Genomic DNA, 24,910 nt, shown 5'->3' on the forward strand with positions numbered 1-24,910 from the left:
ATGGCAACAGTTAATCTTTCAGATTACAAGCCACTTAATATTACCAATGCCGAAGATTTTTCTATCGGCATTGTTTTTTCTGAGTGGAACGACTTTGTAACCTATAATCTACGTGATGCAGCTTTAGAAATCCTTGAAAAAGAAGGCGTAAAAGCTGAAAACATAAAACAGTTTTCCGTTCCGGGAGCTTTTGAATTAAACTATGCAAGCATGCAGCTTTGCAAAGAACGAAAGTTTGATGCGGTAATTGCAATAGGATGCGTTATCAGAGGAGAAACACCGCATTTCGATTTCGTTTGTGATGCAGTTGCGCAGGGAATTAAAGACTGTAATATTTTGACCGATACTCCTACTATTTTCTGTGTTTTGACAGATGACACCAAAGAACAGTCAATTGCAAGAAGCGGCGGCGATCTTGGAAACAAAGGTGTTGAAGCAGCGGTTACCGCTTTAAGCATGATTCAGTTTAAAAGAAATCTTTCCGATAAAAAAGGAAATATCGGCTTTGGAAATTCTGAAAACAAATAATTTCTGTATTAAGAAAATTTTTAACTTTACTCTTAAAATTACTTTAATATGAAATGGACTGACGACAGAAGCGGCAACGTAGATGACAGGCGTGGTTCCGGAGGTGGAGGTGCAATTGTAGGCGGCGGATTAGGAACATTAATCATTGCAGCAATTGTATTTTTCTTAGGCGGAGATCCTTCTGCAATTCTTTCTTCAGGCGGAGGAAGCTCTCCGCAACAAACAGAACAGAGACAGTTAACAGAAGGAGAATTAAAAATCGGAGAGTTTGTAAAGATGATTACCGCCGAAAACGAGCAAACCTGGGCGCAGATTTTCAGAGACAACGGATGGCAATACAAACCTGCAAGAGTTGTTTTATTTGAAAGCAATACCCAATCTGGTTGCGGAACGGCTCAATCAGCAATGGGACCGTTTTATTGTCCTGCAGATCAGTCAGTTTATATGGATATGAGTTTTTTCCAGGAGCTGCAGAAAAACTTTGGTGCTAAAGTCACAGAATTTACCATTGCTTATGTAATGGCCCATGAAATGGGGCATCACGTACAAAATCTTTTGGGAACTTTACAAAAAACAGATGATGCAAGAAGAAGCGGAAAATATTCTGAAGCGCAAATGAATAAAATCTCTGTAGCGACAGAACTTCAGGCCGATTTTTATGCAGGACTTTGGGCAAAATATTCTAATGAAAGAGAACATTTTCTACAACCGGGAGACATAGAATCTGCTGTAGATGCAGCCGAAGCTGTGGGAGATGACAATATCCAGAAAAGATCGCAAGGTTATGTAAATCAGGAAAGCTTTACGCACGGTTCTTCTGCACAACGTAAAGAATGGTTTATGAAAGGATACAATGCAACCGATATTAAACAGGGCGATACATTCAGCCAGCTTTTAAGATAAAAAACAAAAACCTGAAGGAATTCCTTCAGGTTTTTTATTATTTCAATTCAATTGGATTGCTGTTGTTTTTTGCTTCCTCTTTCACTCTTTCTTCCATTCTTTTTCGCATTTCGGCTGGGTTTTGGTTTCCGCCTCTCGATCCCATTACAACACCTCTGCTTCCGCGTTGACTGTTCATAAAAGCAGTTGGGTCAGATTTATACTTTTCTTGTTGTTTAACATAATCTGTACGTTTTACCTTCATCACATTTCCAAAAGTATTCATCTCAGGAAAATCGGCGATTTTATAGTTCTTCATTAAATCAAAAGAATAATCACCCGTAGAATCTTCAGCTTTTACAACCAGACCGGGAAGTCCACTGAATTTGTAAGGTCCGTCCTGATAAGGGAGGTCTGTTGTAAACCAGGCTGTCCATTTTCTTCCGCCAAAATCGGTCTCGGCTTTTTGTACTTTGTACTCTCCTATTTTTGTAGTTTCAGAAGAAATTTTCCAGTTCAGAGGACGGTCTTCTTCATACGTGTAAACATCTCTTCCGATCCTGTCTTTATAAATTGTTTTCTGATCTTTTTTATTTTTTTCGATGGAATAATTAATAGTCGATCTCAAACCTTCCATCTGTTCTCTGTTAAAACCTCTCGCTCCGCCACTTTGGAAGTTGGCTTTCATTACAGAATCTCTTTTAATTCTATTCTCAGAATAGAACATTGATTTTTCTGCTGAAATGTCTAAATAAGCATTTTCAGTTTTAATATCACTTTTATTATTAATATCCGGTTTTGATGTAACCTGATAAACAAATCTGTTGGTTTGTGCAAAAGTAGCCTGCATGAATAAGGCTACGGCAAGAAAGCCCAGTTTTTTCATTATTTTCCTGATTTATAGTTTTGATTTTAAATTTTAATCAAAGTTAAAGCATCGATGATAAAAATCGATAAAATAAAAACGTCGATTTTTATTTACTGATTATTGTTCGTATTTTTGCACAATTAAATCATTCTAAATTAATACAATGATAAAGGTTTCAGATCAGGCAAAGGTAAAAGCGATTCAACTGATGACAGAAGATGGCTTTAACCCTGCTGAAGATTATATAAGAGTTGGGGTAAAAAGCGGTGGATGTTCAGGATTAGAGTATGTTTTGGGTTTTGATAATAAGCAAAACGAAACAGACCAGATTTTTGAAGACAACGGAATAAAAATCGTTGTTGAAAAAAAATCTATACTTTACTTGGCAGGTACTGTTTTAGAATATTCCGGAGGTTTGAATGGGAAAGGATTTATTTTTAATAATCCTAATGCATCCAGAACGTGTGGTTGTGGAGAGAGTTTTAGCTTATAATTAGAGACTAGATGCCAGAAACTAGACTCAAGACTTTGAAAGTCTGAAATCTAATTTCTAAAATCTAATTTCTAAAATCTATTAAAATGAGTAAATATACTGAAGACGACCTGAGAGTCGATTTAGAAAATAAAAAATATGAATTTGGTTGGGAAACCAAGATCGATTATGAAGATTTCCCGACAGGTTTAAATGAGGACATCGTCCGTGCAATTTCTGCGAAGAAAGAAGAGCCGGAATGGATGACAGAATGGCGTTTGGAATCTTACAGAATCTGGTTAAAAATGGTTGAGCCAACTTGGGCAAATATCAAATACGAAAAACCGGATTTTCAGGCAATCAAATATTATGCTGCACCAAAAGCAAAGCCGGAATTGGAAAGCTTAGACCAGGTTGATCCTGAATTATTGGCGACTTTCGAAAAGTTAGGAATTAACATCGAAGAGCAGAAAAGACTTTCAGGAGTTGCTGTTGATATTGTAATAGATTCTGTATCAGTAAAAACAACGTTTCAGGATACTTTAGCTGAGAAAGGAATTATCTTCTGTTCAATTTCCGAAGCGATAAAAAATCATCCTGATTTAGTTAAAAAATATCTTGGAAAAGTAGTTCCGAGAGGAGATAATTTCTACGCTGCCTTAAATTCCGCAGTATTTTCTGACGGAAGTTTCTGCTATATTCCGAAAGGAGTAAGATGTCCGATGGAATTATCAACGTATTTCAGAATTAACCAGGCAGGAACAGGTCAGTTTGAAAGAACTTTGGTCATTGCAGACGAAGGAAGTTATGTTTCTTATCTTGAAGGTTGTACAGCTCCGTCGAGAGACGAAAACCAGCTTCACGCAGCGGTTGTAGAGCTTATTGCTTTAGATAATGCTGAAATTAAATATTCTACCGTTCAAAACTGGTATCCGGGAAATGAAGAAGGAAAAGGTGGAGTTTTCAATTTCGTGACGAAAAGAGGACTTTGCGAGTACAAAGCAAAAATTTCATGGACGCAAGTTGAAACAGGTTCTGCCGTAACATGGAAATATCCTTCTTGTATTTTGAAAGGAGACAGCTCGATTGGTGAATTCTACTCTATTGCAGTAACCAACAATCATCAGTACGCCGATACAGGTACAAAGATGATTCACATTGGAAAGAATACAAAATCAACGATCATTTCTAAAGGAATTTCTGCAGGAAAATCTCAGAACTCTTACAGAGGACAGGTAAAAGTAATGCCTTCTGCAAAAGGTGCTAGAAACTTCTCACAGTGTGACTCTTTATTGATGGGCAACGAATGTGGTGCGCATACTTTCCCATACATCGAGATTAAAGATCCTACCGCACAATTGGAACATGAAGCTACGACTTCAAAAATCGGAGAAGATCAAATTTTCTACTGCAACCAAAGAGGAATCGATACCGAAAGAGCAATTGCTTTGATTGTAAATGGTTTCAGTAAAGAAGTTTTAAATAAGCTTCCAATGGAATTTGCAATTGAAGCTCAGAAATTATTGGAGATTTCCTTAGAAGGTTCCGTAGGATAATACTTCTGTTCCGCTCAGTCTGACACATTTTTGTCATTCTGAACGAAGCAAAGCGGAGTGAAGAATCTCTATAAAAGATTTCTCCTTCGTCAAAATGACAAAAATAAATTATAAAAGTTTCAAACATATATAATGTTAAATATCAAAAACTTACACGCCAGAATTGAAGATGGCGCACAGATATTAAAAGGTATCAATCTTGAAATAAAACCGGGCGAAGTTCATGCGATCATGGGACCAAACGGAGCCGGGAAATCGACTCTTTCGTCTGTCATTGCAGGAAAAGAAGATTACGAAGTTACTGAAGGTGAAATTTTATTTGATGGTGAAAACATCATCGAAGATGCACCTGAAGAAAGAGCTCACAAAGGAGTTTTTCTTTCTTTTCAATATCCTGTGGAAATTCCGGGAGTTTCTGTGACCAATTTCATTAAAGCTGCTTTAAATGAAAACAGAAAAGCAAACGGATTGGAAGATATGCCTGCAAAAGAAATGTTGGCAATGATTCGTGAGAAATCTGAGCAATTAGGCATTAAAAAAGATTTCCTTTCAAGATCACTAAACGAAGGTTTTTCGGGAGGTGAGAAAAAAAGAAACGAAATTTTCCAGATGATGATGCTGAATCCAAAATTGGCTATTCTTGATGAAACCGATTCAGGATTGGATATCGATGCGCTGAGAATCGTTGCAGATGGTGTAAATGCTTTCAAAAACGAAGGAAATGCAGTTCTTTTGATTACGCATTATCAAAGATTGCTTAATTATATCCAACCTGATTATGTACATGTTTTAGCGAACGGAAAAATCATCAAAACAGGCGACAAATCTTTAGCATTAGAATTGGAAGAGAAAGGTTACGACTGGCTTCTTAATTAATTTAAAGATTAAAAGCATTTAAATATTTAAAAATTAAACGCAATATTTGTCATTTCATAAGAATCTAAACTTCTTACGGTGGCAAAATAAACGTTCAAATAATGAGTTTAAACGAACAAATTTTAAACAATCACAGCGAATTTCTTGGTACACTTCGTCACCGTTTTTTAGATGAAACGAGAGTGGAGGCATTAAGAAAATTTGCTGAACTTGGTTTTCCTACAAAGAAAGACGAAGAATATAAATATACCAACATTAAGGAAATCATCGAGAAAGATTACAATTTTTTCCCGAAAGAAAGTCACAATATCACCAAAGAACAGCTTGATGAGCTACACTTAGGAGAAGAAAATTTTGACTGGATCGTTTTTGTAAACGGCCAGCTTCACAAAGAGCTTTCTAAGATTTCTATTGAAAATGCAGAATTTTTATCTTTCAATTATGCGTTGAATGATGAAAACCACAAAGATGTTTTCGATACCTATTTCAATACGATTGCTGCGAAAGATTTAGCTTTTACCAACTTAAATCAAGCTTACTGCAAATATGGATTTTTCCTGAAAGTGCCTAAAAACGTGGTGATTGAAAAACCAATTCACGTTTTTTATCTTTCGCAAAATCAGGAAGAAAACACTTTCTACAACACAAGAAATTTATTAATTGTAGAAGACGGGGCAAAAGTAGAAATCATTGAAAGTCACCACAATTTTGATGAGACTTATGTTTTCACCAACTCTGTAACTGAAATTTTCACGTACCCAAATGCAAAAGCAGATTGGCATAAATTGCAGAATGATAATGATACTTCGTATTTGGTAGATCATACTTTTGCAAAACAGGAAAAAGACAGTTTAACGACAGTTAACACCTTCTCTTTTGGCGGAAAAATCGTAAGAAACAATTTAGATTTCATTCAAAACGGATCGAATATCAATTCGTTTATGAACGGAATCACGATTATCGGAAAAGATCAGTTGGTAGATCATCACACTGCTGTTCACCACAATCAGCCAAACTGTGAAAGTTACCAGAATTATAAAGGTATTTTTAAAGATAAATCTCACGGAGTCTTCAACGGGAAAGTTTTTGTAGATAAAATTGCCCAGAAAACCAATGCTTATCAGCAAAACAACAACGTTCTTTTAAGCGAAGGTGCTACAATCGACACCAAGCCTCAGTTGGAAATTTTTGCAGACGATGTGAAGTGTTCTCACGGTTGTACCGTTGGTCAGCTTAATGAAGATGCTTTATTCTACTTGAGAGCAAGAGGAATTTCTAAAAAAGAAGCGCAGGCTTTATTATTATTTGCTTTTGCAAACGATGCGATGCAGAATATCGACATCGAACCTTTGAAAGAGAAAATTTCAAAACTTCTGACAGAAAAACTGGAAGTTAGTATAGAGTTTTAAGCTCAACAAAAATATATAAAAAAAGAAAGCACTTCGATTTGAGGTGCTTCTTTTTTATAGTGAAAATTTCTTATTTCTTCAGCCACGACTGGTTGTCTTTTCTATCCGATCTCTTCACCCCATTATCAATAATATAAGCAAAACCAACGCCCAGAGTTTGCTTTAACTGGGTTTTCTGAATCTGATTATGATCATACAAAAGATCAACGGTAATATTGGTAGAAATAAACCTGTTGATTTTCATGTTTAAAACAGCTCCGTAAGAAAGCACGAGTCTTTCCGGATCATCGATATAATTTGAAAAAACAGATCCGGTATTAATCAGATCAATATTTTCCATTAATTTTAATTTATAAACAGCCGTTCCCAAGAAACCGAACTGAAACAGCACAGAATCGCCGTCATTTTTCAAACCATAGGTTCCTGCTTTTTGCAGATCTTCATCGAGAACGAAGGTCATTCTTGCGTTTGCAGGTCTTAATGTCATTGTAAAATTATCATTGGGACGGTAAGTAACACCTACCCCAATATTGACAAAACCGGGAGCCATAAAATTTGAGATTTTTGCCGCTTCAGGATTGTTGCCATCTTCGTAACCTGCTGCAAACTGTGATTGCAAACTTGCTCCTGCTGAAAAATACCAGTTTTTTACAAATTCTTTTCCGAAATTGGTTGAAAGGTTGATCACATCCTGGGTTTTTCGTGTTCCCACTCCTTTGGTATTATTCTGTCCGTATCCTAAAACAATAATATTTTCCCAGAGATATTGCCCTTTTTCGTAGGTTAGGTTGTAATTTACTCCGGCAAGCCAGCCCACATTATTGGCTCCGCCTCCTACCCAATTTGAAAAAGCAGCCTGATTGAGCATTAACGTATTTTGAGCCTGAATGGACCAAGTTTTTAAAGTATCTGTCGCAGGTGAATCTGCCTTTGTTTCCTGAGAAGAAACGAGAATTCCAAGAAATACGGAAAACGGAAATAAAATTTTTCTCATCATTAATTTATTTTAAAATGTTTTATTCATTTAAATAAAAAATACATACTAATCTATACAGATCTTTACTTTTTCAGCCAAGATTGATTGTCTTTTCTGTCAGAACGTTTCACTCCGTTATCAATGTTGTATGCAAAACCGATCCCTAAAGTCTGCTTCAGCTGCGTTTTCTGGATCTGATTGTGATCATACATCAAATCAAGAGTTATAATCGAAGAGATATACTTGTTAATTTTCATATTTAAAAGCATATTGTACGACAAAACCATGTGATCCGGCTTATCTAAATAATTAGAGAAAATCGATCCTGTATTGGTCATTTCAATATTTTCCATCAATTTTACTTTATAAATTGCAGAGCCAAGAAAACCCAGCTGCATTAAAAAGAAATCTCCGTCTGCTTTTAAACCGTAACTTCCTGCAAACTGTAATTCTTTGTCTAAAACAAAAGTAAATCTGCCATTGGCAGGACGCAAAGTCACTGTTAAGTTTTCATTGGGTCTGTAGGTAATCCCCAAACCGGCATTTACATAACCGGGAGCCATAAAATTTGATATTTTTTTAGCTTCCGGATTATTTCCGTCTTCAAATCCTCCCGAAAATTGCGACAGCAAACTTGCTCCGGCTGATACATACCAGCTTTTAGAAAACTGCCTTCCATAGTTAGTTGAAAAATTAAGAACATCCTGAGTTTTTCTTGTTCCTATTCCTTTTGTTGTATTTTGTCCATAATTCAAAATAATAATGTTTTCCCAAAGATTACGCTCTTTTTCATAGGTCAAATTATAGTTTGCACTTGCAAGCCAACCCACATTATTGGCTCCGCCACCAACCCAGTTTGAGAATGCAGCCTGATTAAACATTACACTGTTTTTGGCAATTATAGACCAATGCCTTGGTTTTTTAATGGTATCTACTGCGACCGAATCATTGATGATTACCTGAGCAAAAGAACTCGTACTCAAATAAATAAAAAATAACATTAAGATCCTTTTCATAAAATCCTTTTTTTTCTGAACTAAAATTTAACAAATAAACTGAATCTTGAAATTCAATTCTAAGGAGACATTATTATTTAAAAAAAACCTCCTGATGATCAAATTTATTACTTTTTGTCTCAAGTGACAACCTCAATGTAAAATCATCGCCAAAATTTCCGAAATTTATACTTGGCTTTTGATTTGTCATCTTATCCGTATGATTAAAAATATAATTCACAAAAAAGCATTTATTGCTCCCATCATTATGCTTGCCGCAATGTGGTTTGGCTACCTTTTACAGGCGATGGGGTTTTTCTCCAGCTGTTTCGGGGCAATTATTCCGCTTTTGCCTGAAGGTTTATTGGGAATCATTACCTCTCCTCTTTTACACGGAAGCATCGATCATATTGTAGGCAATTCTATTCCGATTGCTGTACTCATGTTTTTATTGTATCAGTTTTATTCTGAAGTCGCCACCAAAGTTTTTGTAATGGGCTGGATCAGTACCGGGCTTCTTCTTTGGCTCTTGCCTCCGATTGATATGATGACAGGAGAATATCTTTACACCTGTACCATCGGAGCAAGCGGTGTTGTTTATGTTTTGGCGTTTTTTCTATTTTTCAGCGGAGTTTTCAGATGGAATATGAAACTTCTGACCATTTCACTTCTCGTGGTCTTATATTATGGAAGTTTAATCTGGGGAATGTTTCCCGAAGAATTATTTTATAACCTTGAAGAGCCGAGCAAAATTTCGTGGCAGGCTCATTTATCTGGTGCATTAATGGGAAGCGCAATGGCTTTTATATTTAAAAATTCCGGAGAAAAAAAAAAGAAATACATCTGGGAATTTCCAAATTATTACAGCGAAAAAGACGATAAACTCTGGCAGGAATATAAAGAAAACCATCCCGACGATTTTCTGGAATTACCTTACAAAAAAAATGAAGATTGGGATTATTTGGAAGAATTAAGGAGAAAATAAATCCTAATTTGCTACATTTGAATAAAATAACACAAATGTACTCTGAAGAACATCTCTATTCTATTGCTCTCCGCGAATGTAATCTTATTGGCGACATTAATTTTCTTAAGCTCGTACGTCGTTTCGGAACAGCAGAAAACGTCTGGAAAGCTTCTAAAAAGGAACTCAGCAAAACCGACGGAATCGGTACAAAAACCATTTCCGATATTGGAAATCCGGAACATCTCAAATTTGCTGAAAAAGAACTTTTATTTTGCGAAAAAAATTCAGTGAAAATTAATTTGAGACATCAGAACGGTCTTCCGTTTTTGCTTGATGAATGCGATGATGCGCCCGCAATTCTTTACCAGAAAGGAAACTTTGATACAAAACTCAAAACTATAAGTTTAGTTGGAACAAGGAATATAACGTCTTACGGCAAAAAATTTATCGAAGATTTCTTTGAAGAATCAAAATCTCATCAATTTATTTCTATCAGCGGTTTGGCTTTGGGCATTGACAAWGAAGTTCACGAGCAATCTCTGAAACATCATATTCCTACCATTGGAGTTTTAGCCCATGGTTTTCATACTTTTTATCCTTCCAAAAACAAGAAACTTTCAGAAAAAATTCTCGAAGAAAACGGAGGCTTACTCACCGAATTTAATTCGTCAAGAAAGCCGGATCGCGAAAATTTTATCCAGAGAAACAGAATTGTTGCCGGTATTTCTCCTGCTACAATCGTTGTAGAAACTGCATTCGGAGGCGGATCTATCAGTACTGCAACTTTTGCAAACACTTACAACAGAGACGTTTTCGCTCTACCGGGAAGAATCGGCGATAAATACAGTCAAGGATGCAATCATTTAATTTTTCAGAATAAAGCGACTGCAATTTCCACTATGAAAGACCTTCTTGATCTGCTTGGTTTTAATGATCCCAAAGAAAAAATAGAAGAACTTTTCCCACACAGCAAAACGACAATTCAATTATCTGAAAATCAGGAATTAATATATAAAAATATTGCAGAAAACCCACACATCTCTTTGGATGATTTGGCCGAGAAAATGTTGGTGTCTTCACACAAATTATTGCCTGTAATTTTAGAATTAGAGCTTTTAGGAAAAGTAAAATCGTTTTCGGGGAGACAATTTGTAGCAATGTAAGAATTAACGATTTCTTAATATTTCATTATTTCATATATAACATTTAATTTTTAATAAAATTTAGTTTAAAATTATCAATTTAATAATATTCCCGTTCATTATAATTGAATTTTTAGCAATTATTAAATATGCTATTGTGAATCTTGAAAAAAAAATTAAATTTGTTGACATAATATTCAACCCTACCTAATATGGAACAATATAATATTGACCAGAAAATTCAGGAGTTTATTGCTAAAATTGAAGCAAAAAATCCTAACGAACCGGAATTTTTACAGGCAGTAAAAGAAGTTGCTGTAACTGTAATTCCGTTTATCTTGACGAGAAAAGAATATACCGGAATGAAGCTGCTTGAAAGAATGGCTGAAGCGGAAAGAATTATTATTTTCAGAGTTCCATGGGTTGATGATAAAGGTGAAATTCAGGTAAACAGAGGTTTCAGAATTCAGATGAACTCTGCAATCGGGCCTTACAAGGGAGGAATCCGTTTCCATCCTACTGTAAACCTTTCTGTACTTAAATTCTTGGCTTTCGAGCAGGTTTTCAAAAACTCTTTGACTACGCTTCCGATGGGAGGTGGAAAAGGAGGTTCAGACTTCGATCCGCAAGGGAAATCTGATATGGAAGTAATGCGTTTTTGCCAGGCTTTCATGACAGAATTATGCAAGCACATCGGTCCTGAAACAGACGTTCCTGCAGGAGATATCGGTGTTGGAGCAAGAGAAATCGGATATTTATTTGGTCAGTACAAAAAAGTAAGAAACGAATTTACAGGAGTTCTTACCGGAAAAGGTCTTGCTTACGGTGGTTCGTTAATCCGTCCTGAAGCGACTGGTTACGGTGTTGTTTACTTCGCTGAGCAAATGCTGAAAACAATCGGCCAAACTTTTAAAGATAAAACAGTAACGGTTTCAGGTTTCGGAAACGTAGCTTGGGGAGTTATCAAAAAAGTAAACGAATTGGGCGGAAAAGTGGTTACTATTTCTGGTCCGGATGGTTACATTTACGATAAAGACGGTATCGACGGTGAAAAAATTGATTATTTATTAGAATTAAGATCTTCAGGAAACAACAGAGCCGAAGATTATGCTAAACAATATCCTTCAGCAGAATTCCACGCAGGAAAACGTCCTTGGGAAGTGAAGTGTGATGTAGCAATCCCTTCTGCAACCCAGAACGAACTTCATTTGGAAGATGCAAAATTATTGGTAGAAAACGGCTGCGTTTGCGTAACAGAAGCGGCAAACATGCCTTCTACATTAGACGCAATCAATTATTTCCTTGAAAATAAAGTATTATTCTCTCCAGGAAAAGCTTCAAACGCTGGAGGTGTTGCAACTTCAGGTTTAGAAATGACTCAAAACTCAATCAGATTAAACTGGACTTCAGAAGAGGTTGATGCAAGACTGAAAGAGATCATGATCGGAATCCACAAAGCTTGCAGAGACTACGGTAAAGAGGAAGACGGCTACGTAAACTACGTAAAAGGCGCAAACATCGCCGGATTCGTAAAAGTAGCTGAAGCAATGCTTGCTCAAGGTGTAGTGTAAAAATATAAAAGTCGGGAAGTTTTCCCGGCTTTTTTTCTTAAAACCTGTCCCGGGATTATAAATGGGAAAAGTAATAGTGAAAGGGGAAAGCGTTGAAAATTTTCAGCGCTTTTTTTGTATTTTTATTAAAATATTGAAATGAAAAACACATTTAAAAACTTTGAAGAATATTTTCTTTTATTCCCTGAAGAAGTACAGATAAAACTTGAAGCTTTAAGAAAAACAATTCTTTCTCAAAATCCTGATTTTGAAGAATGTATCAGCTATCAAATGACTGCTTTTAAGTATAAAGAAAAACCTTTAGCTTATTTTATCACATTGGTTTTTATCCGCTCCCAGAAGCATTAAAAGCATTTGGAAATGAATTTATTAACCGAAAATATAAATACTCTAAAGGCGCTGTACAATTTCCGTTAAAAGAAGAATTGCCTTTGGATTTAGTTAAAGAAATTGTAAAGTTTAGAATCTCTGAAATTGATGAAATTTGATGTAATAAAGTTTGGAGGTTCGGCTCCTTCAGAGCCGAACCTGTGTAAAAATAAGTGCAAATAAGCATGACAACGCAATCCGTAGGACTGCTATCTTCATTCAATAAATTCAAAACTTTGAACCTTAAACCTTAAACTCTGAACCATAAATTTACTTGTTCAGATTCCTCATCATACTTTCCACAAACTCATACGCAGCCGGACAAATCACCGTATTTTTTATCATTAAATGATTAATCTGATAAATTTTCTTCCGGTCTGTATGCGGATATTCACGACACGCTTTCGGACGGACATCGTAAATCGAACAAGTATTATCATTATTCAAAAAATAACACGGAAGGTTCTGCAAAACCTTATCATTATCTTCATCAACTCTGAGAAACTTACTTTCAAAATCAGCCTGTTTCATCCGTAAATGTTTTGAAATGCGCTCGATATCTTTTTCAGTATAAAGCGGCCCGGTTGTCTTACAGCAATTGGCACATTGAAGACAATCTACCCTCTCAAAAACTTCGTCATGAGTTTCCTGAACAACATAATCCAGGTTTTTAGGCGGCTTTTTCTTTAAACCATCCAAAAACTTTTTATGTTCTTTCTGTTTTTGTAAAGCCTGAGTTTTATAATTGTCTAAATTCAATGTCTCTATTTTTATATGCTGAAAGCAGACTGCAAAGATAAAATATTGTTTTTATGAAATCTCCTGATTACATATAACAAATTAAAAACAATAAAAATTCAATATATGAATTTTATCAATTAATAGAGCTTCATTAAGATTTAGAATTAAACTAAATTTGATAAAGAAATTAGGGCTATGAAAAATTTAGAATCAAGAGAAGATATAGAATTATTGGTTAATTCATTTTACGATAAAGTAGTGAAGGACGAAACAATCGGTTTCTTCTTCAAAGACATCGTAAAAGTAGATTGGGACAAGCATTTACCAAAAATGTATTCGTTTTGGGAAACAATTCTGTTCGGGCAGATGAGCTATAAAGGAAATCCGATGGCAGTACATTTTCCCATCAACAAAATAGAAGCAATGGAAAAAAAACATTTTGAAAAATGGCTTGAATTGTGGAAGCAAACCATTGAAGAAAATTTTACAGGCCAAAACGCTTCGATGGCAATCACAAAATCTGAAAATATTGCTAATCTTATGGCGTATAAAATGGAAATGGCGAGAAAACTTTAAGGTTTCAAGTTTTTTGCTTATGGTTTAATGTTACGGAACAATTACCGTAAAAATGTAGGCTGTCAGATTTACCAAAAGAACGGTTCCGTATAAAACATTGGTTTTTCCCCGGCTTAAAGAAAGCATCACAATAAAGACCGAAAGAGTAAGAAGGATAATATCTTTTTTATCTAATCCTAAAACCAAAGGAATATCGTACATGATACTTACTGCAGCAATCGCAGGAATACTTAAACCTATACTTGCCAATGCAGATCCTAAAGCTAAATTTAAACTCGACTGAAACTGGTTATTTCTCGCTGCTCTAATCGCAGCCAATCCTTCCGGAAGAAGCACGACACCGGCAATAATTACCCCTACTAAAGATTTTGGAGCGCCCATGCTTTGCACCATATCTTCGATCGTTTTAGATAGTCCTTTCGCCATCAGAACAACAATAATCAGGCATATAACCAGAAAGAAAAAGCTCACGATTGCCTGTGTTTTATTCGGAATAAAATGTTCTTCAGCATTTCCGTCTGCAGGTACGAAATAGCTTCTGTGACGAACGGTCTGCACCATCAAAAAGACACCGTAAATTACAAGACAGGCGATAGAAACAAAAATTAGCTGTGCGTTATTATAATAAGGTCCGTTAATACTTGAGGTATAATTCGGCAGAACCAGCGTAATTACAAGAATAGAAACAATACTTACGAGATATGTTGTAGCAGAAGTGCGGGCAAAAAATTGTTCGAAATACTTTACACCACCCACCAAAACACAGATCCCGATAATTCCGTTAAGGATAATCATTACGGCGGCAAAAACCGTATCTCTGGCTAAAGTAATGGCTTGTTCACCACCTGCAACCATGAGCGAAACAATAAGCGCCACTTCAATAATCGTGATACAAAGCGCCAAAATAATCGTTCCGTAAGGTTCACCAACTTTGTGGGCAACTACTTCTGCGTGATGCACCGCAGACAGCACACTTCCGGTCAATAAAATTCCTGCAATAACATCAAACATAATTCCCTGTCCCATAAATCCTGCGAAGTAATAAACCGCAGCAAGAACAGGAAAAATATAAGTATATTGTAAAAATTCTTTAGGTTTCATAAGCGTCACTAAAATACAAAAAATCTATTGAATTAAAAATTTTAAAAGAAAACATTAATAATATTTTAATAAAAACACAAGTCAAAACACTACAAACCAATTAGGATGGGAAATAAATTCAGTGAAAATAATTTTTAAAATAAGCAGCAAAAAATACACCGCAAATGCAACAAAAAAGTACATTTTTTTTGTTTTAAACAGACAATAAAGGAAAGTTTTTCTGAGTTAAAACGAAAAAATCAATGACACCACAATACAAAATCCTGAAAATCGGTCAACATATGAAAAAGTAAACCGATACCGATAATCCTTAAATTTCCTTTAAAAAAAAGCAGCAAAAAATACACGGCAATCGCATAATAAGAATGCAGAAAATGAAATCCAACACTCATTCTGTCGGGATCAAAAATAGGGTCTGCAAACAAATGATCGAGATCAACCAGCATGGTTGCCAAAAGAATTAAATATGTTTTTTTCCACTGTTTACGGTAAAAAACAAAAGCAATAACCGCCGGAAAAGCCAGATGCAGAAAGTAATGCGTAAAAGTTTTCAGTAAAGCAATTTCAGGAGGACACATTTTTGTTTTATCTTAAAATTAATGGATATTTTTCTTTTTTAAATTTAATTTTCACCGTGTAATCCTGATTTTTATTTCCATAAAAAAGATATTCGATGTCTTCTGAAAACTGGTTTTCTAAAATTTTAAACAAAGAAAAAAACAAAGGATCATTTTTAATGAAAATATAATTTTGATGTTTGGTTTCAATTAATTTCACAGGTTTTCTTGTTGTTTTTACAGTAATCTGGTTTTTATCTGAACTCACCAGATTGGGTTGAAACGGAATTGCCGTAAACTGATTTTGTGCATTCATCCATTTTTTACGCTGAAAATATTCCAGAGTTTTGTTCGGGTTTGAAGACTCAAGCAAAATTTCATAATCGGGCTGAACGATTTTCTGATAACTTACTTTTTCAATTTCGTTGAAATTATCATCGTAGCCGTAACTGATAATCGTATCATTCACTTCCGCAAGATTCGCGCTCATTTTCAAATGATTAACCGATGCCGAATCTGCACTATTTTCCTTAAAAACAGAACTTATTTTTTTGATATTTTCCGAATCTAATTCAGCATTAAGAAATTGAGTTTTCTTATTTAAATCTGAAATTAATGCGCTGAAGTCGGAAGAATTCTGTTCATTTTTCATTTCAATTTCATCATCTTTTAAATCGATTGAAAAATTACGGGTTCGCAATTCAGAAATAAAAGAAACACTTCCCAAACCATCTCCCATAAAAGAATCTGCATTCAGAACTTTATTTCTGAAATTCTGAGCAAGAGGTTTTCCTATGCTTTTAAAATGAAAATCTGATGTTCCAACAATACATTTTCCACCATCAATTTTTATAAAAAACTGGTTGTTTTTAAATTGATTTTTTCCATTATTTACAAATCGGCGGTTCTTTAAAAATGCTGAAAATTTTGTTTGATCTTCGATTTCTACAATCGTGTACCATTCAGAAAACCTGGTATTTTTCAAATGAAAAATCTGCAGAAAATCAGGAGTTTTCAGGCCTGAATCTGAGAGCGAAATTTTATTTTTATCTTTCCCGGAATCTTCAAACCACTTTAAAGGATGCGTTAAAAAGCTGGAAATATATTGTCTTGTCGCTTTTTTCACATCAACCAAAACCATAACATCTGCATTTTCGGGAATATATTTTAAGCTTTTATCTTTATGAAAAAGCAGAAAATAAACTCCAACAGAAAGGAGAATCGCAATGACAAGAAAAATATATTTTTTCTTCATAGATTTCTTATAAATGATTTTTTTGGCTAACCAATTTAATTTAAATTCTATATGATTGATTTTTAATTTTTAGTCAGTTGTTTTATTTAATTCTCGCAGATTTTGCTGATTAGACAGATTAATTTCTCTGTTTTAATTTGCTATTTGTACAATCTGCGAGATAAATTATTTTATTTAATTGCTATTATTACAACGTATTTGAAGGTTTTTCAGATTCTGCAATCTTATAAATTTCATCAAACAGATCGWAGAAATACATCAGGCTGTTTTCTGAAGAATTTTTAATCTGATAATTCATTTCAGTCTCAATGCTTCCTCCTTTTGCTTCGGTTTTAAAGTAAACTTCACCCACGTTTTTTCTTAGCAGATCAAGTGTTTTTCTTTCAGATTTACTTTTAAATTCTTTGTCTAAACCGATCAGAAGTTTCTGAATATTTAATCTTCCCGACAAAGGATATTTAGAAGAATCTTTCATCCACTGTTTAGAAATTTCAGATTGATTATTGGTGCTTATATTATCTTTTGAGGTCGTCACATAAACAACTCCGTCTTTTACCGTGAAAAAAAGCTGATCGATATATCCGTTTTTATTCTTCTCATCTTTAAAGGCATAAAAGTCTCCGTTTTTAGAAAAGTTTTCAGCAAAAACTTTATTTGAAGTTAGAACATTAAAAACACGCTTCCAGTAATTTTCGTTTTCTGTAGCGAAAGCAAAAATAAAATCAGGAACCATCACGTCTTTAGTTTTCTTTATTTCTTTCTCATTATAATCTTCATCGTAATCATAATCGGTGTATTCTACGCTTTTAGATTTCAATTCATTCAAAACGAAAATTCCGTTTCCGGGCGCAATTTTTGCAATGGCTTCTTCGTCCAGAACGATCTTCATGGTTTCCATCATCAGTTCCATTTCTTTCTGATATTCGGTTTCCCCTGTGTTTTCCAGCAAACCATACATCATATCAAAATATTTTGATCCGTTTACATTCATCACATAATAACCTACACTTTTATCGTTGATTAAAGCAGCCAGTTTTTTGTTCTTCCTGCCTTTATAAACTGCAGAAATATTCTTCTGGGTTTCAGGATCTTTATGCTGATAATTATTAACCAGTCTTACTTTATCTTTATCAAAATACAGATTATAAGACGTATTAGAATTATACATTTTGCCTAAAACACCTGTTAAATTAAAGCTTGTAGGCATTCTGCCGTAAATACCTTCATTTACGATCCTGCCGTAATCTGCGTAAATAAAAACATCTGAATTGAGATCTCTGAAACACAGCATATCGTTGGTCACCGAAAGCTCTCCATTTGAACTGAAATACTGATCAAAACTACTTTCCGCAAATTTTTTAACGATTTTAAACCGCTCAATATTCAGCGAATCCATCTCTTTCTGGTAACTCGAATCTACTTCGTAAGGTTCATCTTCGTAATAATCATCCTGCGAAATCGGAGGCGGCAAAACTTCCACTTTCGGTGCGTAAGTAGAATCTTTTACGGCTTCAGTCACTTCCGAAACTTTCTTTTCTTCCGGATATTTATGATGCTTTTCAAGATATTTGATGTCTTTCTGAAGCCTTAGAATTTCCTTTTTGTTTTCTTTGATATTCTCTTTTAAATACTCAATATCATCTTTCAGATATTTAATTTCGTCTTTATAATCGAAAGGTTTTACTTCTTCTTCATAATTTCCATTCAAAATATCAGTTTTAATACTGTCTGCAATTATTTCTACACTATCAACTACCGCAACTGCGCTGTCAACCGCATAATCCTCATTCCATTTGTAAGGCTTTTCATAGCTGATCATGCTTAAAACTGCACGGTTTCCGTTCCAGGCAACAAAAATATCGTCTTCGATATCAACGTATGAATAATTATTTTTTTTGATGATTTCCTGCCCTTTTTTCTTTACCGAATTGATAAATTCCTGAAACTTTCCGGAATTGTCTAAAGTAAAATGTGTGTTGTAAGACTTCACAGAATCATTCATTATGGCGTAATGATACTGGGTTGCGTCATACTTTATACCGGTTTTAGAATAATCGTTCCAGGAAGCTTTTTTGTTTTTATCTTTTGTAATTTCCTGCAAAAAAGGATTAAATTTTTCCCAGTTAATTTTTTTATTGAGCTCTTTCCCGTTTACTTCCATGTAAAAAATCGCATTTTGCGGAATTTTCATGCTGCTTTGTGAAAAAACAAACACAAAACCGAAAATAAAGAGAAAAAAAGCTTGTATTTTAAAAAGTAGAGTTTCCATATTTGAGTTTAGTTATTGTAGGGTTATATTGTTTTGAATCTGTTTTTTCTGAAGAATAAAGTCTAATACATCCCCGCTAAGCTTCAGCGCTTTTCTGTTGGGAGCCATCAAATAGGCAGAATTAGATTGAGATTTTATGGTATTTTCAAACTGTAAAACCGATGTATATTTTGCTTCGTTAAAAACTTCTTTATCGGCTTTACTCAGCTTGTCGTAATCGTTTTTAAAAGTATTAACCTTATTTCTGGTAAAAGATTTTTTGTCTGAACTTTGACTGTAAATCTGGGTCGGAACCATTTTTCCTAAAATATTTTTGGCTTTCAGCTGCTCTAATCCGGCATTAATATTTTCTATTTTTTTGAAATTGCAACTTAGTTTAATAATATAATTATCAAAATCCATAGAAGTTTTAACGTCGGAAATTCCCGGAACGCTTTTAAAAATTCTTGCTGCTTCATTTATTTTAGCCTCAATTTCAGATTTTTTGGGAACTTTTTTACCGTTTATGGTCTCCATTTTTGAGATGGAAGCCAATCTTGTTTTGCTTTTACTCGCATTCAGAATGAGCGAATATTCTCCGCTTCCGTCTGCTTTGACATTTACTTTATCTAAAATATCAAAACAGCTCGTTAAAAGAAGTAAGGGAATCAGCAGAAAAACCTGCTTTACATATATTTTCATAAGTTGATGTTGAGAAACAAATTTACTTATTTTTAGTTTAGTTCTTCGAAAGGTGAAATCAATCATGTTCAAATCCTACCTTTCAGATAATCCTGACGCAATTCTTCGTCTAATTTTTCGATCGCATAACGAAGACAGGTTCTTGGCATTTCTTTGTAATATTGATTTAAATATGAAATCAGCTCAGCTTCATTCTTATTTCCCATTTCCCTCAGCAACCAGCCGTTTGCTTTGTGCATCAGATCATGCGGATGATGAAGATTCTGCGTTACAAACTCTTTCGTTAATTCAAACGAACCTTTTTTTATATAATGCATTGTTCCTACAACAGCAATTCTTTTATGCCACATTTGGTCTGAATCTGCAAGTTTTCTCAAAAGGTTTTCTTTCTGATTTTCAAAAGAGTACCTTCCTAAAATCTTATAACAGCTTGTGTCTACCAAATCCCAATTGTTGATAAAATCAAGATGCTTCAGATAAAAATTAATGATTTCTTCTTTTGAAGATACATCTTTTGTTTTTTCAAACTTGGAAATCAGCATGATTAAAGCTGTCAAACGATGCTCGTGATACGGAGAAGAAAGTAATTTACTTAATTCTTCCAAAGAAATTTTAGTATAATATTCTTTCGCAACCGCTCTCTGATCCGGAACTTTTACACCCAAAAATAAATCGCCTTCACCATATTCTCCTTTTCCTGTTTTGAAAAACTTAGGAAAAAAAGCGGCTTTCTCAGGAATGGATAAAACAGCTAATGATTCTTTGATCTCTTTGAGAATATTATTTGTCATCTTTATAAAGATCTTTATGATGAGTTGTTCTTACAAAAAATAAATCTTGTCCGTTTTTATAAATATTTAACCATGAACCATCAGGTAAAACTGTAGATTTAAATGTTATTCCACGGGTAAAAACCTTAGAGTTTTCTAAAGCAAGCATTTGATCCGAAAAATTAGTGACAATAAGCGGCGAAATATCTAATTTCCCAGTTCCACTATTTTGTACTTGGTAACTTCATTAAGAACTTCATTAAATTCTGATCTATTGAAACCGTAGTCAACATAATTATTTCCGTAATAAATATAATTGAGCTGTTCTTGACTTAAAGATTTTGGATCAGATTTAAAGATCTCTAAATTATCATAATAAAATTTTTTAGGATCACTTGTAACATCACTTTTTATCTGCTCAATATTCACCTGTGAAAAGCAAAACCCAAAAAACAATAATAACAGTAAAAATACCAGTTTTTTCATTTGATAATTATTGATTTATAACAGATTAATGACCGTCTTCTAAAGCAATACTTTCCTGCTCCTGCTCTTCTTTTGCAATCTGTTTAGGATTGGCAACCTTAGCAATCGTAAGACCCTGAACTACAATAGAAAACACAACCACACAATAAGTAATACTTAAAATCGTATTGCTGTATTCGTTTTTCGGGATAGACATTGCCAAAGCAATGGAAACACCACCTCTGATTCCGCCCCAAAAAAGGACTTTTATCGTTTGCGGACTAAACCTGGTTCTGAAAGACATGAATTTTGTAGGACCCCAAATCGAAATAAACCTTGCGCAAAGCACCACAACAATTGCCAATAATCCCGGAATTACGTAATGATTTAAATCTTTAATCATCAACAATTCAAAGCCGATGAAAAGGAATAAAACCGCATTCAGAATTTCATCGATCAGTTCCCAGAATTTAATGAGATAATCCTGAGTGATGGATTTCATTTTAAATTTAACATTAAAATTCCCCATAAACAATCCTGCGGCAACCATCGTTAACGGGCCTGAAACGTGCATTTGTCTTGCCACAAGATAGCCTCCCATCACAACTGCAAGTGTTACCAAAACCGAAATAATATAATCATCAACTTCACGCATCAACCTTGAGGTTACCCAACCTAAAGCAACACCCAAAGCTAAACCTCCTCCTGCTTCTTTGGCTAGTAAAAGTGCAATATTTTCTATTCCCAGATCAATCTCTTTTCCTACAGCCAGCTGTAAAACCACGGTAAAAACCACAACCGCCATCCCGTCGTTGAATAATGATTCGCCTGCAATTTTTGTTTCTAATGACTTTGAAACTTTGGCTTGTTTTAAAACACTTAAAACCGCAACCGGATCTGTTGGCGAAATCAATGCCCCAAAAACCAAGCAATAGATAAAAGGAATTTTTAACCCTACTAAAGGCAGCAAATAAAACATCCCGAATCCTACGATAAAGGTTGAAATAATAACACCGGCTGTTGAAAATATAAGAACCGGTCTGAACTGTTCTTTTAAATCGTTGATATTAATATGGATTCCTCCTGCAAAGAGAAGAAAATTAAGCATCGCCCCCATCAGAACTTCGGTAAAGTCGATACTGTTCATCAAATCATTCAGATGGCCGAATGTTTTTGGAAGAAAGTTTTCGCCAAATAAAACCAGAATGATCGAAACCACAATGGCGATCACCATAATCCCGATTGTACTCGGAAGTTTTAAGAATCTGTAGTTAATATATGCAAAAATGGATGCTAATACAATGAGCGCTGAAAATGAATAATATAATTCCAAATAAATTGTTTTTTAAAAAATTAAGTCTAAATAAAGTACTTTGATGTAAATTTTGTTGCCTTCTTTTTCCCAAACATCTACAATCCCGTCTTTCAGGGTTTTGGAAGATCTTGTATAATCTTGTCCCACATTCATCACATTTAGGAAAATATATTCATCTCCTACATTGTTTACTATGAATGCTGTTTTTTCAGACTTCCCGTCTCCCGAGTTTTTGATTGCGTTGGTAAGAAGGCGCAATTGTGCAATATGATGCGAAAAGTTTGCGATGTCTTTTGTCTGATCGTAGCTACGAAGCAGGATAAGAATCACATCAAGATTGGTAGGATCTTTTGAGTAAAGTATTTTACCAAGCTTGATGCATTCTTTAAAATTATTGCTTTTGAAAGCTTCTGCCAATTCTTTGAAATCGTCTCCCGTCTGCGAAACCAGATCTTTCCTGAAGTTCCTTCCGTAGTATAAATGCTGTGCTTCTGTACTGTCGATGGATTTTGGAAGCCCTTTATATTTAAAAATAAGCCTGTCGTAATGGTAAACAGATTGTGGATTTTTGAGATTTTTCTCAATATTTTTCAAATCTGATTTTATCTTTTGGCTAAAACCAAAAAACGGAAGAATAAGCAGAAAGAATAGGATTCTGTAATTCATTAATTGTCTTTTTCAGAATCTTCGTCTTCGTCGTTATCAAAATATTCGAAGAGAAAATCATTGTAAGGAAATCTGGAAATATGAATTTTCATCACCTCATCGTAAACCAGCCTTTTCATTTCCGGGAAATTTTCTTTCGTGAGCGCAGAAATGAAAACGGCAGGATGTTTAGATTTTGCCATCCATGTTTTTTTCCATTCTTCTAGAGAGACATTTTTGCTTGAGCTTGGCGTAAGATCGTCTTCATCTTTTTTCACATAGCTGAAGTCGTCAATTTTGTTGAAAACCATAATCATCGGCTTCTGATGCGCATTGATTTCCATTAAAATCTGGTTAACAGACTCGATGTGATCTTCAAAACTTTCGTGCGAAATATCAACCACATGAATCAGAAGATCGGCTTCACGCACCTCATCCAAAGTCGATTTGAAAGATTCTACCAACTGCGTCGGTAATTTTCTGATGAAACCTACGGTATCTGTCAAAAGAAACGGCAGATTTCCGATAACCACTTTCCTTACTGTAGTATCTAACGTTGCAAAAAGTTTATTTTCAGCAAAAACATCAGATTTAGAAATTGCATTCATCAGGGTAGATTTTCCTACGTTAGTGTACCCTACCAAAGCAGCACGAACAACTTTTCCACGATTGTTACGCTGCGTTGCCATTTGCTTGTCGATAACTTTCAGCTTGTCTTTCAGCAAAGATATTCTGTCGCGGATGATCCTTCTGTCGGTTTCAATCTCGGTTTCACCGGGACCACGCATTCCGATTCCCCCTTTTTGTCTTTCAAGGTGAGTCCACATTCTTGTCAGTCGTGGAAGAAGATATTGATATTGTGCTAATTCTACCTGAGTTCTGGCATAAGAAGTTTGTGCTCTCTGTGCGAAAATATCAAGAATAAGATTGGTTCTGTCGAGAATTTTTACTTCTATTTCTTTTTCAAGATTTTTAAGCTGGGAAGGAGACAGTTCATCATCAAAAATAATGGTTCCTATCTCATTTTCTTTTACGTATTCTTTTATTTCCTGTGCTTTTCCGCTTCCTACAAAAGTTTTAGAATCGGGCTGGGTTAATTTTTGCGTAAAACGTCGGTCTACCGTAGCGCCTGCTGTGAAGGCTAAAAACTCCAGCTCGTCCATATATTCCTGCAACTTATCTTCATCCTGATTTTGGGTGACAACGCCCACCAAAACTGCCTTTTCGTAATTATGTTGTTTTTTTTCTAGCATTAATTTTTATATAATTTATGAGATTTACAAGATAATATTTTTAATCTATAAATGCAACTCTGCCCTTTAAAAACAGATAATTTCAGTCAGAGCTTGATTAAAATCCGCATTTTAATTTTTTAAATATGTTTAACCTTTTTATTTAAATTTAATATTCAACCAACTTGACAAAAGAATTTAATCCCAGTCTGCGGCAATAAACTTCATCTCGGCGCCTTTATCATCGTAAAGCGTAAGAAAATGGCCATCGATTTGGTAGCGGGTCATTTTTTCAAAGACCTTTGTAAACTGATCTTCAATTTCCATTTCCTGGCAAGCCATTAATGTGCTTCCCAATCCGGAAATTTCTACTTTGTTTTTAGATTTAAATTCTAAAGTAAAAAACATTCTGTTGCAGCCCATCATGGCAGTTCCTTTTATTTTTCCGTCTTCCGGAGGCGCTGTAAGATTGATTTCTGCTTTGCTTTTTATGAGCTGTTCTTTTGTAAAATCACCAAAGGAAATCAGCATCCATTGCCTTTGAATGTGCTGACTTTGCAGTTTTGCCGAAGAGCAGCTTAATGCTGATATGAAGCATACTGCTGCTATAAATATTGATAAAAACTTATTCATAATTGACAGACTCCCATTTTTGTACCATTTAAATACTAAATACAGTAAAAATTAGTAAA

27 protein-coding genes are annotated in these 24,910 nt (G+C 34.7%); 11 read left to right on the forward strand and 16 right to left on the reverse strand.

Annotated features, from left to right (window positions below; all coding sequences use genetic code 11):
• Together ribH and ypfJ are read left to right on the forward strand one after the other, a co-directional pair.
• On the forward strand, positions 1-528 hold the full coding sequence (gene ribH / locus AB4Y90_RS01845; RefSeq protein WP_441555551.1) for a 6,7-dimethyl-8-ribityllumazine synthase: 528 nt from the start codon (positions 1-3) through the stop codon (positions 526-528).
• Positions 529-576: 48 nt separating this feature from the next.
• Positions 577-1,431: a KPN_02809 family neutral zinc metallopeptidase gene (ypfJ, locus tag AB4Y90_RS01850; RefSeq protein WP_441555552.1), complete on the forward strand. Its 855-nt coding sequence runs from the start codon at positions 577-579 to the stop codon at positions 1,429-1,431.
• 37 nt (positions 1,432-1,468) lie between these two features.
• Here the strand turns inward: ypfJ and AB4Y90_RS01855 are convergent, their stop codons facing one another.
• A complete protein-coding gene (locus AB4Y90_RS01855) occupies positions 1,469-2,296 on the reverse strand; it encodes a GLPGLI family protein (RefSeq protein ID WP_441555553.1) in 828 nt (275 codons plus the stop codon).
• 145 nt (positions 2,297-2,441) lie between these two features.
• On the opposite strand from AB4Y90_RS01855, the gene AB4Y90_RS01860 reads away from it, so the two are divergent.
• The 4 genes from AB4Y90_RS01860 to sufD all read left to right on the forward strand — a co-directional run bounded on the left by AB4Y90_RS01860 (position 2,442) and on the right by sufD (position 6,591).
• Positions 2,442-2,771, forward strand: coding sequence for a HesB/IscA family protein (locus AB4Y90_RS01860; RefSeq protein WP_441555554.1), 330 nt, complete (start codon positions 2,442-2,444; stop codon positions 2,769-2,771).
• Positions 2,772-2,857: 86 nt separating this feature from the next.
• Positions 2,858-4,306, forward strand: coding sequence for a Fe-S cluster assembly protein SufB (sufB, locus tag AB4Y90_RS01865; RefSeq protein ID WP_441555555.1), 1,449 nt, complete (start codon positions 2,858-2,860; stop codon positions 4,304-4,306).
• 132 nt (positions 4,307-4,438) lie between these two features.
• Positions 4,439-5,182, forward strand: a complete 744-nt coding sequence (gene sufC / locus AB4Y90_RS01870) for a Fe-S cluster assembly ATPase SufC (protein ID WP_441555556.1) — start codon at positions 4,439-4,441, stop codon at positions 5,180-5,182.
• A gap of 101 nt (positions 5,183-5,283) precedes the next feature.
• Entirely contained in the window at positions 5,284-6,591 is a 1,308-nt protein-coding gene (gene sufD / locus AB4Y90_RS01875) for a Fe-S cluster assembly protein SufD (protein WP_441555557.1), read from the forward strand.
• 70 nt (positions 6,592-6,661) lie between these two features.
• On the opposite strand, the gene AB4Y90_RS01880 is transcribed toward sufD, so the two are convergent.
• Positions 6,662-7,585 (reverse strand): DUF3078 domain-containing protein, encoded by a 924-nt coding sequence (locus AB4Y90_RS01880; RefSeq protein ID WP_441555558.1) that lies wholly within the window; start codon positions 7,583-7,585, stop codon positions 6,662-6,664.
• Positions 7,586-7,650: 65 nt separating this feature from the next.
• Complete coding sequence (locus tag AB4Y90_RS01885) at positions 7,651-8,583, reverse strand: DUF3078 domain-containing protein (protein ID WP_441555559.1); 933 nt, start codon at positions 8,581-8,583, stop codon at positions 7,651-7,653.
• A gap of 199 nt (positions 8,584-8,782) precedes the next feature.
• On the opposite strand from AB4Y90_RS01885, the gene AB4Y90_RS01890 reads away from it, so the two are divergent.
• The 4 genes from AB4Y90_RS01890 (at position 8,783) to AB4Y90_RS01905 (ending at position 12,590) form a co-directional block, all read left to right on the forward strand.
• Positions 8,783-9,547, forward strand: a complete 765-nt coding sequence (locus AB4Y90_RS01890) for a rhomboid family intramembrane serine protease (RefSeq protein WP_441555561.1) — start codon at positions 8,783-8,785, stop codon at positions 9,545-9,547.
• A 35-nt stretch (positions 9,548-9,582) separates the two neighbouring features.
• The gene (dprA, locus tag AB4Y90_RS01895; RefSeq protein WP_441555562.1) at positions 9,583-10,692 is read left to right on the forward strand and encodes a DNA-processing protein DprA; all 1,110 of its coding nucleotides are present in this window, start codon (positions 9,583-9,585) and stop codon (positions 10,690-10,692) included.
• Between the two features lie 191 nt (positions 10,693-10,883).
• Positions 10,884-12,242 carry an NADP-specific glutamate dehydrogenase gene (gene gdhA / locus AB4Y90_RS01900; RefSeq protein ID WP_441555564.1) on the forward strand — a complete coding sequence of 453 codons (1,359 nt, stop codon included), beginning with the start codon at positions 10,884-10,886 and terminating at the stop codon, positions 12,240-12,242.
• Between the two features lie 138 nt (positions 12,243-12,380).
• Entirely contained in the window at positions 12,381-12,590 is a 210-nt protein-coding gene (locus AB4Y90_RS01905; protein ID WP_441555565.1) for a hypothetical protein, read from the forward strand.
• A 291-nt stretch (positions 12,591-12,881) separates the two neighbouring features.
• Here AB4Y90_RS01905 and AB4Y90_RS01910 read toward each other — a convergent pair whose 3' ends face one another.
• Positions 12,882-13,370: a YkgJ family cysteine cluster protein gene (locus tag AB4Y90_RS01910; RefSeq protein ID WP_441555566.1), complete on the reverse strand. Its 489-nt coding sequence runs from the start codon at positions 13,368-13,370 to the stop codon at positions 12,882-12,884.
• 177 nt (positions 13,371-13,547) lie between these two features.
• Between AB4Y90_RS01910 and AB4Y90_RS01915 the strand changes: the two genes are divergently transcribed.
• Positions 13,548-13,928 carry a group III truncated hemoglobin gene (locus AB4Y90_RS01915; RefSeq protein ID WP_441555568.1) on the forward strand — a complete coding sequence of 127 codons (381 nt, stop codon included), beginning with the start codon at positions 13,548-13,550 and terminating at the stop codon, positions 13,926-13,928.
• A gap of 30 nt (positions 13,929-13,958) precedes the next feature.
• Here AB4Y90_RS01915 and AB4Y90_RS01920 read toward each other — a convergent pair whose 3' ends face one another.
• The 12 genes from AB4Y90_RS01920 to AB4Y90_RS01975 all read right to left on the reverse strand — a co-directional run bounded on the left by AB4Y90_RS01920 (position 13,959) and on the right by AB4Y90_RS01975 (position 24,851).
• Positions 13,959-15,029 (reverse strand): calcium:proton antiporter, encoded by a 1,071-nt coding sequence (locus AB4Y90_RS01920; RefSeq protein ID WP_441555569.1) that lies wholly within the window; start codon positions 15,027-15,029, stop codon positions 13,959-13,961.
• 239 nt (positions 15,030-15,268) lie between these two features.
• Complete coding sequence (locus AB4Y90_RS01925; RefSeq protein WP_441555571.1) at positions 15,269-15,607, reverse strand: DUF6122 family protein; 339 nt, start codon at positions 15,605-15,607, stop codon at positions 15,269-15,271.
• Positions 15,608-15,614: 7 nt separating this feature from the next.
• Complete coding sequence (locus AB4Y90_RS01930) at positions 15,615-16,841, reverse strand: hypothetical protein (RefSeq protein WP_441555572.1); 1,227 nt, start codon at positions 16,839-16,841, stop codon at positions 15,615-15,617.
• 187 nt (positions 16,842-17,028) lie between these two features.
• Positions 17,029-19,110 (reverse strand): hypothetical protein, encoded by a 2,082-nt coding sequence (locus AB4Y90_RS01935; RefSeq protein ID WP_441555574.1) that lies wholly within the window; start codon positions 19,108-19,110, stop codon positions 17,029-17,031.
• Between the two features lie 12 nt (positions 19,111-19,122).
• On the reverse strand, positions 19,123-19,791 hold the full coding sequence (locus tag AB4Y90_RS01940; protein ID WP_441555575.1) for a hypothetical protein: 669 nt from the start codon (positions 19,789-19,791) through the stop codon (positions 19,123-19,125).
• 68 nt (positions 19,792-19,859) lie between these two features.
• Entirely contained in the window at positions 19,860-20,582 is a 723-nt protein-coding gene (locus AB4Y90_RS01945) for a DNA alkylation repair protein (protein ID WP_441555576.1), read from the reverse strand.
• Positions 20,572-20,730, reverse strand: a complete 159-nt coding sequence (locus tag AB4Y90_RS01950) for a hypothetical protein (protein WP_441555577.1) — start codon at positions 20,728-20,730, stop codon at positions 20,572-20,574. The genes AB4Y90_RS01945 and AB4Y90_RS01950 overlap by 11 nt, the downstream gene beginning before the upstream one ends.
• A gap of 38 nt (positions 20,731-20,768) precedes the next feature.
• A complete protein-coding gene (locus AB4Y90_RS01955) occupies positions 20,769-21,047 on the reverse strand; it encodes a hypothetical protein (RefSeq protein WP_441555579.1) in 279 nt (92 codons plus the stop codon).
• A 25-nt stretch (positions 21,048-21,072) separates the two neighbouring features.
• Positions 21,073-22,359, reverse strand: a complete 1,287-nt coding sequence (locus tag AB4Y90_RS01960) for a cation:proton antiporter (RefSeq protein ID WP_441555580.1) — start codon at positions 22,357-22,359, stop codon at positions 21,073-21,075.
• A 12-nt stretch (positions 22,360-22,371) separates the two neighbouring features.
• The gene (locus tag AB4Y90_RS01965) at positions 22,372-23,007 is read right to left on the reverse strand and encodes a DUF4919 domain-containing protein (RefSeq protein WP_441555581.1); all 636 of its coding nucleotides are present in this window, start codon (positions 23,005-23,007) and stop codon (positions 22,372-22,374) included.
• Complete coding sequence (gene hflX, locus AB4Y90_RS01970; protein WP_441555582.1) at positions 23,007-24,239, reverse strand: GTPase HflX; 1,233 nt, start codon at positions 24,237-24,239, stop codon at positions 23,007-23,009. Before hflX ends, AB4Y90_RS01965 begins: the two co-directional genes overlap by 1 nt.
• Before the next feature lie 177 nt (positions 24,240-24,416).
• Complete coding sequence (locus AB4Y90_RS01975; RefSeq protein ID WP_441555583.1) at positions 24,417-24,851, reverse strand: META domain-containing protein; 435 nt, start codon at positions 24,849-24,851, stop codon at positions 24,417-24,419.
• Positions 24,852-24,910 lie beyond the last annotated feature (59 nt).

The sequence above is a fragment of the Chryseobacterium sp. 2TAF14 genome (assembly GCF_052115105.1).
Taxonomy (GTDB): Bacteria; Bacteroidota; Bacteroidia; order Flavobacteriales; family Weeksellaceae; genus Chryseobacterium.